Source organism: Cohaesibacter gelatinilyticus (genome assembly GCF_900215605.1).
GTDB classification, from domain to species: domain Bacteria; phylum Pseudomonadota; class Alphaproteobacteria; order Rhizobiales; family Cohaesibacteraceae; genus Cohaesibacter; species Cohaesibacter gelatinilyticus.
Genome location: NZ_OBEL01000001.1, coordinates 1,686,737 through 1,699,304, shown reverse-complemented (window position 1 = coordinate 1,699,304; position 12,568 = coordinate 1,686,737). Strand labels below are relative to the sequence as shown.

14 protein-coding genes are annotated in these 12,568 nt (G+C 49.9%); 9 read left to right on the top strand and 5 right to left on the bottom strand.

What is annotated here, in order from left to right; translation table 11 throughout:
- Positions 1 to 69: 69 nt before the first annotated feature.
- From plsY to ruvX, 5 genes are all read right to left on the bottom strand, one after another.
- Complete coding sequence (plsY, locus tag CRO57_RS07530; RefSeq protein WP_097152668.1) at positions 70 to 765, bottom strand: glycerol-3-phosphate 1-O-acyltransferase PlsY; 696 nt, start codon at positions 763 to 765, stop codon at positions 70 to 72.
- Positions 766 to 906: 141 nt separating this feature from the next.
- A complete protein-coding gene (locus CRO57_RS07525; RefSeq protein WP_097152667.1) occupies positions 907 to 2,211 on the bottom strand; it encodes a dihydroorotase in 1,305 nt (434 codons plus the stop codon).
- A gap of 7 nt (positions 2,212 to 2,218) precedes the next feature.
- Positions 2,219 to 3,190 carry an aspartate carbamoyltransferase catalytic subunit gene (locus CRO57_RS07520; protein WP_097152666.1) on the bottom strand — a complete coding sequence of 324 codons (972 nt, stop codon included), beginning with the start codon at positions 3,188 to 3,190 and terminating at the stop codon, positions 2,219 to 2,221.
- Positions 3,191 to 3,300: 110 nt separating this feature from the next.
- The gene (locus CRO57_RS07515; RefSeq protein ID WP_097152665.1) at positions 3,301 to 4,227 is read right to left on the bottom strand and encodes an AEC family transporter; all 927 of its coding nucleotides are present in this window, start codon (positions 4,225 to 4,227) and stop codon (positions 3,301 to 3,303) included.
- 244 nt (positions 4,228 to 4,471) lie between these two features.
- The gene (gene ruvX, locus CRO57_RS07510) at positions 4,472 to 4,990 is read right to left on the bottom strand and encodes a Holliday junction resolvase RuvX (RefSeq protein ID WP_097153278.1); all 519 of its coding nucleotides are present in this window, start codon (positions 4,988 to 4,990) and stop codon (positions 4,472 to 4,474) included.
- Between the two features lie 319 nt (positions 4,991 to 5,309).
- On the opposite strand from ruvX, the gene gatC reads away from it, so the two are divergent.
- The 9 genes from gatC (at position 5,310) to CRO57_RS07465 (ending at position 12,444) form a co-directional block, all read left to right on the top strand.
- Positions 5,310 to 5,597: an Asp-tRNA(Asn)/Glu-tRNA(Gln) amidotransferase subunit GatC gene (gatC, locus tag CRO57_RS07505; RefSeq protein WP_097152664.1), complete on the top strand. Its 288-nt coding sequence runs from the start codon at positions 5,310 to 5,312 to the stop codon at positions 5,595 to 5,597.
- A gap of 145 nt (positions 5,598 to 5,742) precedes the next feature.
- A complete protein-coding gene (gene gatA, locus CRO57_RS07500) occupies positions 5,743 to 7,215 on the top strand; it encodes an Asp-tRNA(Asn)/Glu-tRNA(Gln) amidotransferase subunit GatA (protein ID WP_097153277.1) in 1,473 nt (490 codons plus the stop codon).
- Between the two features lie 21 nt (positions 7,216 to 7,236).
- Complete coding sequence (locus CRO57_RS07495) at positions 7,237 to 7,548, top strand: chorismate mutase (protein ID WP_097152663.1); 312 nt, start codon at positions 7,237 to 7,239, stop codon at positions 7,546 to 7,548.
- Positions 7,549 to 7,620: 72 nt separating this feature from the next.
- Positions 7,621 to 9,087: an Asp-tRNA(Asn)/Glu-tRNA(Gln) amidotransferase subunit GatB gene (gene gatB, locus CRO57_RS07490; protein WP_097152662.1), complete on the top strand. Its 1,467-nt coding sequence runs from the start codon at positions 7,621 to 7,623 to the stop codon at positions 9,085 to 9,087.
- Positions 9,088 to 9,177: 90 nt separating this feature from the next.
- Positions 9,178 to 9,918 carry a replication initiation protein gene (locus CRO57_RS07485; RefSeq protein WP_097152661.1) on the top strand — a complete coding sequence of 247 codons (741 nt, stop codon included), beginning with the start codon at positions 9,178 to 9,180 and terminating at the stop codon, positions 9,916 to 9,918.
- 55 nt (positions 9,919 to 9,973) lie between these two features.
- Positions 9,974 to 10,429, top strand: a complete 456-nt coding sequence (locus CRO57_RS07480) for a GNAT family N-acetyltransferase (protein ID WP_097153276.1) — start codon at positions 9,974 to 9,976, stop codon at positions 10,427 to 10,429.
- Between the two features lie 78 nt (positions 10,430 to 10,507).
- The gene (locus tag CRO57_RS07475; protein ID WP_097152660.1) at positions 10,508 to 10,888 is read left to right on the top strand and encodes a cupin domain-containing protein; all 381 of its coding nucleotides are present in this window, start codon (positions 10,508 to 10,510) and stop codon (positions 10,886 to 10,888) included.
- 173 nt (positions 10,889 to 11,061) lie between these two features.
- Positions 11,062 to 11,769, top strand: a complete 708-nt coding sequence (locus CRO57_RS07470; protein WP_097152659.1) for a glutathione S-transferase family protein — start codon at positions 11,062 to 11,064, stop codon at positions 11,767 to 11,769.
- Between the two features lie 408 nt (positions 11,770 to 12,177).
- Positions 12,178 to 12,444: an SEL1-like repeat protein gene (locus CRO57_RS07465; RefSeq protein WP_170955986.1), complete on the top strand. Its 267-nt coding sequence runs from the start codon at positions 12,178 to 12,180 to the stop codon at positions 12,442 to 12,444.
- Positions 12,445 to 12,568: the final 124 nt, after the last annotated feature.

Here is a 12,568-nt window from a genome sequence, read left to right as displayed (position 1 = left end):
CCGGGCGGAAAAATGCCCTGCAAATGATCTCGGTCGAGAGTCAAAAAGGAAATGGATTTGAGTGAAACCCTATAGGCTGTCTCCATCCTGTTTGCTGGTATCGCTTGCAAGATTTTCAGCCTGGTCAGTGGCGTCATCATCGTCCGCTGGCTGGTCATTCTGACCTATTTTGCTTTCTGTGCCGTCCAACAGGCGCATGATATTGGCCTTGTGTTTGATCCATAGCAGAGCGGTGAGAACTGCTACCAATTCGGCCAGTTGCCATTCTCCAAAGCCGAGCAATGCAAAAGGCGTTAGCGCACTGGCAATGAGAGCGGATAATGAGGAATATCGGGTTAAATAAGCACATGCCAGCCAAACCAATGCAAAGAGCAGAAAGGCAGGCCAATAAAGACCCAGAACGACACCGATATAGGTGGCAACACCTTTGCCACCTTTGAATTTCAGCCAGAACGGAAAGAGATGGCCAAGAAAAGCGCCCATGCCAGCCAATAAGGCGGTATCGGGACCCCATTCTTTCGCTATCAAAACAGCCAAGGTACCTTTCAGCATATCGCCTAGCAATGTGAGGGCGGCCAGTTTCTTGCTTCCGGTTCGCAAGACGTTCGTTGCGCCTATATTGCCTGATCCGATTTTTCTGACATCACCCATGCCCCCAAATTTGGTCAATACAAGACCGAATGGTGTGGAACCAAGGAGATAGCCAAAGGCCAACGCCATGAAGAGATAGGGCAGGGCTACGCCCCAATGTATCGGATCGGGCATTGCTGTTTCCTCCTGGACCCAATAGCTGTTGTTTTTGGATCACCTGGCGCGATGGGCTTTTCAGCATCGCAATTTTCACCGATATCACCAACAAGATGGTTTCGGATATCTTGCTGGTGATCGATTCGGATCATGCACATTCTACTGAGAGTAATGATGCACTTGCTGTCCTGCAACATAGGTTTGCAGAACCTTGCCTGAGAAACGGGCTTGATGGAATGCAGTATTCTTCGAGCGAGAGCTTAGATCTTCGCGATCAACCAGCCATGGATAGTCAGCGTCAAACAGGATGATATCTGCTGCCGATCCGATTTTCAAACTACCTGCATCGAGTCCCAACAAGCTGGCTGGCGTACTGGACATTGCGTTGATGAGCTGACTGATGGTCAGCTGCTCGGAATGAACCATGCGAAGACCTGCAGCGAGGAATGTTTCCAATCCAACCGCACCGTCCGCACATTCTGCAAAGGGGTGACGCTTGGTGTCCACATCCTGCGGGTCATGAGCAGACACAATGACATCGATTGTGCCATCTGCCACGCCTTCAATCATGGCAAGACGCTCATCTTCGCTACGGAGGGGCGGTGACATCTTGTAGAAGGTTCGGTAGAGGCCAATGTCGTTTTCATTCAAAGTCAGATGATTGATGGAAACACCACAAGTGACATCAAAGCCTTTTTCCTTTGCACGACGAATGATGTCGAGACTTTCGGCACAGGAAATCTGGCTTGCGTGATAGCGACAACCGGTGAGTTGCGCAAGGCGGATGTCACGTGCAACCATGATTGTCTCGGCTTCTGCCGGAATGCCGGGTAGTCCAAGTCGAGTGGATGTTTCGCCCAAATTCATTACGCCATTTCCGACCAAATCCGGATCTTCCGGATGATGGACAACCAGTGCGTCAAAATCGCGGGCATACATCATGACACGGCGCATGATCTGAGCATTGGTGATTGCTTTGCGGCCATTGGTCAGGGCAACTGCACCTGCTTCAAGCATCAAGCCGATTTCAGTCATTTCCTTTCCGGATAATCCGCGCGTCATGGCTGCGTAAGGATGCACATGAACCTTGGCTGTATCGCGTGCTCGGCGTTTGATGAAGTCTACAAGCGCAATATCATCAATAACCGGGTCGGTGTCCGGCATGGTGGCAATCGAAGTGACACCTCCCGCAGCGGCGGCACGGGAGACACTTTTCAGAGTTTCGCGATGTTCTGCACCAGGTTCGCCTGTCGTGACATGCATATCGACCAAACCAGGAGCGGCTATTTTACCGCCTCCATCAATGCGCAGGATATCGGATGGCAAATTTGCTGCGACTTCCCTGCCAACGGCTTTGATCTTGCCATCTTCAATCAGAATAGCCCCCATCTCGTCCAGATTGGTGGTTGGATCAATCAGGTGACAATTGGTTAGAGCGAACGGAGTTTGCTGTTTCTCTGGCATCGGACCCTTACTCGCCTTTATCATTGAATTTGCAGGCATTCTCAGCCAAAGTTTCGATCACTGCCATGCGTACGGCAACTCCCATCTCTACCTGCTCGCGAATAACCGATCGACCAGAGTCGGCAACGGAAGAATCAATTTCTACGCCCCGGTTCATTGGGCCGGGATGCATGACAATGGCGTCCTCACTGGCATTTTGAAGTTTATCTTCATCCAGACCATAAAAATGGAAATATTCACGCACACTTGGCACAAAGGCACCGCTCATACGTTCGAGCTGCAGGCGGAGCATCATCACGACATCTGTACCGTCCAAACCTTTGCGCATATCCCGGAAAACCTTGACGCCCAGCGCTTCAACATCCGCGGGTAGCAATGTTGATGGGGCGATCAGGCGAACTTCAGCACCCATTGCATTCAGCAGAATGATATTGGAGCGGGCAACCCGTGAATGCAGGATATCGCCGCATATAGCGACAACCAGATTTTGAATGCTTCCCTTATGGCGGCGAATGGTGAGGGCATCCAGAAGTGCCTGCGTGGGATGTTCGTGCGCGCCATCACCTGCATTGATTACCGCGCACCCAACCTTGCGGGCAAGCAATTGCGGTGCACCGGCAGCTGCATGACGAACCACTAGAATGTCAGGATGCATGGCGTTCAGGGTGAGGGCGGTATCCAGCAGGGTTTCGCCTTTGGAAACAGCGGAATTCTTTACCGCCATATTCATCACATCAGCACCAAGGCGCTTTCCGGCCAACTCAAAGGAACTTTGGGTGCGAGTGGACGCCTCGAAAAAAAGGTTGATTTGAGTGCGGCCCTTCAGGACTGCCTTTTTTTTCTCGGTTTGTTGAGAAACTTTCACCGCTTCTTCTGCTTTATCAAGCAGGGCGGTGATTTCCAAATGGTTGAGCCCGGCGATGCCGAGCAAATGGCGATGGGGAAAATCCACGTCAAAAATCCTAGCGTTTGGTGTCATTCGCTAGACATATAGCTATAGGCGGAATTTTTCCCCTTCGCAAGCATGCTCACGCAGTTATGAGCGCTAATATCATTTCTGTTATCCATTCCTTTGATCAATGGATGCAATCATTTGACAAAGGCCAGAAGTAACGGAATGGTTGCGGCTGACAGGAAGGTCTGCATGGTGACAATTGCTGCTAACAGCGGCGCATTGCCTCCCATTTTCTTGGCCAACACATAGCCGCTCATTGCCGTTGGTACTGCGGTGCAGATCACTGCGACTTCCAATACTTCTCCTGACAGGCCAAAGAAAAGCCCAAAGCCGATGGCGATCATCGGCATGCCGAGCAAACGCAACGACGTCCCGATCCAGATATCCTTGTTTGGCGGGAATGTATCACGCAGGCGCAGGCCAGCTCCGACAATCAGTAGGCCGGTTGCAAGACCAGCGCGCGCGGTTACTTCAATTGTCGTTTTGAGTGGATCCCAAAGAGAGATTTCTGCCATATTGACCAAAAGCCCCAGAATGGATGCCCAAATTAGTGGATTCTTGAAGATATTGATCAAGACGCTTCCAAGACTTGGCTTGGAGCTGGAGGCGAAGATTGCAAGAATTCCAACCACTATGACATTGATAAGCGGGATCATTGCGGCCATTGCAATGGCAACCAGTGCCATGGCATCTGCACCATATAGCTTTTGAACGACGGAAAGAGCAATAAAGCCATTCCAGCGCAAAACACCCTGATAGATGGAGGTATAAGAAGAACCATCTATCCTCAATGTATTTTTGAAGACTGGAGCAAGTGCTAGCAGCAGCACTGCTGCTGCAATAACCGTCAGTGCAAGTGTGGCTGTCATACCGCCCAATGGTACATTCTTTAGATTGGCGTTGATCAGTACGTTGAAGATCAGAGCCGGGAAAAAGAGCCAATATGAAAGTGATTCCAGACCTTCCCACTGGTCTTGTGGTACGAATCCCGAACGGCGAATATAGAGGCCCAGGCCGACGAGGAAAAAGGTAGGGATAAGGGCTTCGACAACCAGATACATGTGGTTTTCTCAAAATTGTAATGTCGATGCCCGCATGGAGATGGGGTCGGCATGGTAGGGCTGGAGGAAGAGGTGTGAAGATATGTCCTCTTCATTCAAAGAGGATGAGAGGTTAGACGATAGCGCATCCAGGTATCCGTTACTATCCCGGAAATGCATGGAGGTTTGAGGACAAACTATGTTGCTGTTGATTCCAATCCTGCTGCTTATCGTTCTCTGGCTGATTTTGTAAGGCTATCCCAGCCTAACTTTCACCATCATTGCTCTCTTGCTCGAAGAAATCGGGTGAACTCTCGTCTTCAAAACCTTGTTTGATGCGGTCCAATGCCCCTTGAAGGATGTAGGAAGCTGCCATTTTATCAACCACTTCGTCACGACGGGCACGAGAGGTGTCCGCATCCAGCAATGTGCGGGTGACCGCTACTGTTGATAGGCGTTCATCCCAGAAAGTCACCGGCAAAGGGCATTTTTCGCGAAAAGTGAGTGCAAAGTCTCGTGTGGCCTGAGAGCGTGGACCTTCGCTGCCATCCATATTGTAGGGCATGCCAAGTACGATGCCTGTGACACTGTTCTTTTCGATGATATCCAGCAAGGCTTCTGCATCTTGCGTGAATTTCTTGCGCCGAATGGTTTCCATCGGGCTTGCAATCATCAGTCCACCATCGCTCAAGGCCACGCCAATGGTTTTGGTGCCCAAATCCAACCCGATCAGGCGTTGGCCATATTTCATGCCTTCCGACAGGACCTGAAGGGAGACATCCATTGGTGGCTTTTTCTTCTTTTTGCGGGCCATGATGGCTCCTTTGAGCTGTGCGACGGGAAAATGCTGCTTTCCTCTATCATGTGAGGAAGAAATGGCAAGGAAAGTTTTCTGGCCTGGTTGGGGATTGGATGATTGTGCTTGATGATGGTCTTTTCATGAGCAAATGGGGAAAATACAGGCATTGGCGGCAATAGAGCTTGCAGGGAGTTGCGCTTGAATCTTATCAAGTGCTATAGGCTTTGAGATATCCCCGTGAGGGAATAAAAGGCGATATAGATCGACTATATCCTGTCCGATTTTCTGGAAGGTTTGATCATTCATGTCCATTGACAAGGATACGGTTAAACGTGTGGCCCGTCTGGCGCGCGTTGCTGTAACAGATGACGAGGCGGAAAGCCTGAAAGGCGAGCTGAACTCCATTCTCGATTGGGTCGAGCTGCTCAATGAAGTGGATGTAGAGGGAGTGACCCCGATGACCGCTGTTGTGTCACAGGAAATGCGCAAGCGCAGTGATGTGATCTCTGATGGTGGCTATGCTGATATTGTGACCAGTAATGCGCCGGCATCTGAAGACAATTATTTCATGGTTCCAAAGGTGATCGAGTAGATCACTCCTTTATTGCCCTGTCCCCGACTGAATCTGGGTTGATAGGGCTGGAACTGAATTGGTTTTGTAGATGGGCTTTGGAATTGGCTACGTTCGGTGGCTCACAAGGATTGCAAGCTCCATAATTTCAGAAGAGGATAGCCGCGTGACAGATCTCACGGCTTTGACCATTGCGGAGGCCCGGGAGGGCTTGAGCAAAAAAGAATTTACCGCAACCGAGCTGACCGAGGCTTATATCAGCGCTGTCGATGCAGCTGGTGACTTGAATGCTTATATCACCAAGACCCCGGAAAAAGCGCTTGAGATGGCCAAAGCCTCCGATGAGCGCCTTGCTAAGGGTGGGGCCGGTAATCTGGAAGGTATTCCGCTTGGTGTGAAGGATCTTTACTGCACCAAGGGTATTGGTTCCCATGCATGTTCTCATATTCTTGATGGCTTTGCGCCGGAATATGAATCCACCGTGACCCAAAACCTATGGGATGATGGTGCTGTGATGTTGGGCAAACTCAATATGGATGAGTTCGCCATGGGCTCTGCCAATGAGACCAGCTATTATGGCGCAGTGAAAAACCCTTGGCGTGCGAATGGTGAAGAGATTGACCGGGTGCCTGGAGGATCTTCCGGTGGTTCGGCTGCTGCTGTTGCCGCTCGTATCTGTGCTGGTGCGACTGCCTCTGATACTGGTGGTTCCATTCGTCAGCCAGCTGCCTTTACCGGTACGGTTGGTATCAAGCCAACCTATGGGCGTTGTTCTCGCTGGGGCATGATTGCCTTTGCGTCTTCTCTTGATCAGGCTGGCCCGATCACACGTACTGTTCGTGATGCGGCGATCATGCTGAAGAGCATGGCTAGCGTAGATAAGAAGGATACGACGTCCGTTGATCTGCCTGTACCGGATTATGAAGCGGCTCTGACCGGTGACATCAAAGGTATGCGCGTTGGTATTCCAAAGGAATATCGCGTTGACAATATGCCAGAAGAAATCGAGAAGCTTTGGCAGCAGGGCATCGACTGGCTGAAAGCTGCAGGTGCTGAGATTGTCGAGATCTCTCTGCCGATGACCAAATATGCTTTGCCTGCTTACTATATCGTGGCACCGGCGGAAGCGTCTTCCAACCTGGCGCGTTATGATGGCGTGAAATATGGCCTGCGTGTTCCCGGCGAAGATATCGTCGACATGTATGAGAAGACCCGTGCGGAAGGCTTTGGTGACGAAGTCAAACGCCGTATTTTGATCGGCACCTATGTGCTGTCTGCTGGCTATTATGACGCCTACTATCTGCGTGCTCAGAAAATCCGCACCCTGATCAAGCAGGACTTTGAGAAAGCCTTTGAAGGGGTGGACACCATACTGACTCCGGCAACTCCATCAGCTGCTTTTGAGCTGAACAGAAAAGTCACTGATCCGGTTGAGAACTATCTCAATGATATCTTCACCGTGACCGTGAACATGGCGGGTCTTCCTGGTATTTCTGTTCCGGCTGGCCAGTCTTCCAACGGTTTGCCACTTGGCTTGCAGTTGATTGGTAAGGCCTTTGACGAAGAGACCTTGTTCCGCACGGCTGGTGTGCTGGAAGACGCGGCTGGCATCATGGATGCGCCGACCAAATGGTGGTGAAGGTAACAGGGGCTGATCACAATGCGTGAGCCAAAAGATTGTACAGAAAAAGCCCATATTCGTGAGGCGATTGACGAACTGGATGCCCAGCTGGTCGATCTGTTCGCCAAACGCGATTCCTATGTGCGGCGGATGGCAGAAATCAAGACCCATCCGTCACAGGCACGTATCGAAGAGCGGGTGAAGGCTGTTTTGGACAAGGTTCTGGAGCGTTTGGAAGAGCGTGAACTGGCCCCTGATCTTTACATGCAATTTTGGGAAGATCTCATCGAGGTCAATATCGCTTGGGAAGAAGAGGCCATTGCGGCCCGTCTTGCGGGTGATAAGGAATAAGTGGCGCAGGCCACTCTATGTTTAAGAGCAGGGTTGGCTATCTGACCACCTTGCCAAGCTGAGGACGAAATTATGGCTGAAGCGTCTCGCAGCAAGCTGATTAAAGGGGCAACTGGCGATTGGGAAATCGTTGTGGGCATGGAAGTCCATGCACAGGTTGCTTCTGAAGCAAAGCTTTTCTCTGGTTCCTCCACCGAGTTCGGTGGCGAAGCCAATAACCACGTGTCTTTCGTTGATGCAGCGATGCCTGGCATGCTGCCTGTGATCAACGAAGAGTGCGTAAGACAGGCGATCCGTACGGGTTTGGGTTTGAGAGCCCAAATCAATAATCGCTCTGTATTTGATCGTAAAAACTATTTCTATCCCGATCTGCCGCAGGGCTATCAGATTTCCCAGTTCAAGGACCCGATTGTGGGCGAGGGCGTGGTTGTTCTGGATATGCTGGATGGTGAGCGGGTTGAGATTGGCGTAGAGCGGCTTCATCTGGAGCAGGATGCTGGTAAATCCATGCATGATCAGCATCCAACAATGTCTTTCGTGGATTTGAACCGCTCTGGTGTCGCTTTGATGGAGATTGTCTCCAAGCCCGACATCCGCACTTCAGAAGAAGCAAAAGCTTATATGACCAAGATGCGTACTATTTTGCGTTATCTCGGTACCTCTGATGGCAATATGGATCAAGGATCCATGCGCGCCGATGTGAATGTCTCTGTTCGCCGTCCCGGTGATGAGCTTGGTACACGTTGCGAGCTCAAAAACATGAACTCGATCCGCTTCATCGGTCAGGCGATCGAATTTGAAGCACGGCGTCAGATTGCCATTCTGGAAGATGGTGGTTCCATCGATCAGGAAACTCGCCTCTATGATCCAAAGAAAGGCGAAACCCGCTCGATGCGGTCCAAGGAAGAAGCACATGATTATCGCTATTTCCCCGATCCTGATTTGCTGCCCTTGGAATTCGACGATGCTTATGTCGATGCCTTGCGTGTTGATCTGCCTGAATTACCGGATGACAAGCGCGAGCGTTTCATCTCGGAGTTCGGCTTGAAGCCATATGATGCGTCGGTTCTGGTTGCTTCCCGTCGTTCTGCCGACTATTTCGAAGCCGTTGCCAAAGGTCGCGACCCGAAACTGGCTGCGAACTGGGTGATCAATGAATTGTTTGGTCGTCTGAACAAGGAAGGTCTGGATCTGGATGACAGCCCGATCTCTGCTGATCAACTTGGTTCCATCGTTGATCTGATCAAGGCTGGTGACATCTCCGGCAAGATCGCCAAGGATCTGTTCGAGATCGTTTGGACCGAGGGTGGTGACCCAGCCAAGATTGTCGAAGAAAAAGGCATGAAGCAGGTAACCGACACCGGTGCAATTGAAGCGATCATTGATGAGATCATCGCAAACAATCCGGATCAAGTCGAAAAGGTAAAAGACAAGCCGGGTCTGATTGGTTGGTTCGTCGGTCAGGTGATGAAAGCATCGCAAGGTAAGGCAAACCCGCAAGCGGTGAACCAGATCCTGAAAGAAAAGCTGGGCCTCTAATTCCAGCTTTCAAGAATTCACGGCGCGGTCTTAACCGCGCCGTTTTTGTTTGTAGTCTATGCATGTGTCTATTTTAACTCTGCAGATTTTATGAGAATTTTGAAGTTTTTTCTGGTGGCGATTGTTATTGCTCTCGTTGCCTTGATTGCATGCTTTCCATCACTTCGTTCCTACGCTGTATGGCTGGTTACTCAGCCCAATCAGGGACAAAGCCAGTGTTTTGGATCGGTGAAATCTGGCCGGTTGGCTTATGGGATTCATCTTCCGTTTAGCGGGGAAAACTTCCGCGCATACTCATTTCCTGGCTGGTTGATTGGACGAGCCAACGCTCATACCAAGGTGCGCGATATTGTTCTTGCGACTTATCAAGCCCTCTCTACCAGTCATCCAGATCTGAAATTTACTTTTGGTGAGATCAGCTGGCCCTGGGGAGGGAAGTTATGGCCGCATGTTACGCATCGCAATGGTGAAGCGGTTGATTTCTTTGTACCTGTCATCGATAAGCGATCAGGAAAATCTGACTTCTTTCCCAGTTCTCTCTTTAACAAGCTTGGCTATAATTTTGAGTTTGATGCGAAGGGTAGAAGCTCTGTCTATGACATAGATTTTGCCGGGCTCGCAGTGTTTCTGCACGAGCTGCGGAAGCAGGCAGCAATAGCGGGTGCCCCTGTGCAATTGGTTATTTTTGCTCCAGAGCTTCAACAATTTCTGTTCAGGACATCAGAAGGTGCAGACTTAAGCTCGATATTGCGGTTTTCCAGAAAACGCTCCTGGGTACGCCATGACGAGCATATTCATGTGGTGTTTGATTTGCCCTGCAAACGAGGCTAACGTGAGTTCTCCTTCTTTCTTTCTCGACTGACTTACATATCATATGGATTTGATCATGAGCGATCTCAGAATACGCTTGGCGCGTCGCGAAGACGTGCCTGCAATCGTTGCCTTGTTGGCTGACGATATGTTGGGAAAGGGGCGTGAGGATGCGTCTGATCTGGAGCGCTATTATGCTGCCTTTGATGCGATGGATGTTGAGGCGACCAACAATCTTTATGTTGTCGAGACGGATGCATTGCCTGTCGCTGGGACTTTTCAACTTATCTATATGCAAGGACTGTCTTTAGGAGCCTGCAAGCGAGCAGAGATTGAGGCTGTGCGTGTGCATGCCGATTTGCGTGGGCAGGGGATGGGCACCAGGATGTTTGACTGGGCAATTGAGAAAGCCCGCGCAGACGGCTGTCGTCTGTTTCAACTAACGACCAACAGGACGCGGGATGATGGTCAGCGCTTCTATGATCAGCTTGGCTTTGAAGCCAGTCATGTTGGCTACAAGATGAAGCTCTGATCCATATCCCAATGTTTGTGCCTTTCTTTTCAAGCGAGCGGCTGTATGCTTGTTTGGGGCGTGGGGTGGAGGTAAAACATGGCCGATCATAAATTCGGACTGCATAAGGCAAAAGAGGCAGATTTTGTCAAAGAAGGTTTACGGGCTTTCTTTTCCTATCGTGATCTTGGCATCAAAGAAGCAACAAATGGTGATTTTGCAGCGCATGTGATCCGTGCAGAAGAACTGATTGATAAGCCGGGTGGCAAACATACTCATCAACTGGAATTCCAGATGGTCTATATGCTCAAGGGCTGGGCGAAGTTCTGGTATGAAGATAAAGGGGAGTGTGTGCTGGAAGTTGGCGATTGCGTCTATCAGCGCCCCGGTATTGTCCATGAGTTGAGAGATTTCTCTGCTGATTGTGAAATGCTGGAGATTGTCTCGCCGGCAAAGTTCGGAACGCAAGCTGCAGATTAGGAATGATATTACCCCCTTTTCCCAAGGACTTTGATTGGGCCTTCACATGGAATTCTATATTCGCTAGTTTGCAATTAACAAAAATGCGTATGAGGGACTTTAAATTTGACCACATGGTCTTAAATAGTTCTTCGAGCATTGATTGCACATCTCTATTCAACCCCGAGGCACCTATGATTGAACAAACCAAACCTATTGAGCTTTTCTATTGGCCAACTCCAAACGGCTGGAAAATTTCCATCATGCTGGAAGAACTGGGCGTTCCCTACAATGTTCATTATATCAATATTGGTGCTGGTGATCAGTTCCAACCAGATTTCTTGAGTATTGCCCCAAATAACAGAATGCCAGCCATCATTGATCCGGAAGGACCTGATGGAAAGCCGATCTCCATTTTTGAGTCCGGTGCCATCATGCAATATCTGGCCCGCAAGTTTGACAAATTCCTGCCAGCTGACGAGCGCGGCCGGGTTGAGGTGGAGCAATGGCTGATGTGGCAGATGGGCGGCTTTGGCCCGATGCTTGGTCAGAACCATCATTTCGCCGTCTATGCTCCAGAGAAGATCGATTATGCGATCAAGCGCTATCGTGACGAAACCCATCGCCTTTATGGTGTGCTGAACAAAGCGCTCGAAGGTAAGGATTACGTGGCTGGTGATTATTCTATCGCTGACATGGCAATGATCGGTTGGGCGCGTCCGCATGAGCGCCAGGGTATCAATCTGGATGAGTTCCCTAACGTGAAGCGTTGGTTTGAAGCTCTGAATGCGCGTGAAGCCGTTCAAAAAGGCCTCGCGGTCGGTGCTGAAGAGCGAGAACGCCTGGATTTGGCGACGAATAAGGATGCGCAGGCCGTTCTGTTCAATCAGCGTGCCAGCTGATATCGATCACTTTGCTGAATTGAGATAAGGAAGACCCGTAAGGTGTATATCTTGCGGGTCTTCTTACGTTCTGAAGGCATCGTTACTGTATTGATGTGCATTTTTGATAAAATTGGAACTATTAAGCTTTCCGATCCTTTGAGGAAAATCTTTTGCATGGTTTACCAAATCTTACTTTGATCTTTAAAAATATGTCGGTTTTGGAAGAGGAATTAGCGGAAATCTGCCAAAGTCAAGGTTAGCGGAGTTTTAAATTTACGCTCGTGAAAGATTTTGTTGTCATTGTGCTAACCATTGTTTTTTACGAGCTTTTCAAAAAGTTGCACCATGATGACCTCATCAACCGGACGCTAGATCCGATCAAACAAGGCCCGTGAGTGGGCGACGAGTATAGATGAGGTAAGACAAATGGCACGTCTTGAGTTTCAGTCTTCTGACATGAATGGTGTAGGTGTTGACGCCAACGGGGAAATTTTCTTTCAGCTTGGTCTGTCCCATGCGATTGGCAATGATGGTGAGCCAGATCTGGTAGCTGCACATAAGTGGTTTAATCTGGCCGCCATGAAAGGCAATCGCGAAGCCATGATCCGCCGCAAGGAACTGACCAACGAAATGTCTCCATGCGAAGTATCCCGCGCGCAGCGCGAAGCCCGTGAATGGATCCGTATGCACTAAGCCTGTTTGTTCTGTTTCCTGTCTTTGGGTGCTTGAAAAAGACGGAAGAAGCAGACTTGATCATCATTTCAAGAAGAGCGACTGCTTCTTGGAAGATGAGGCAATCAGGCTTGATGCAAGTGGA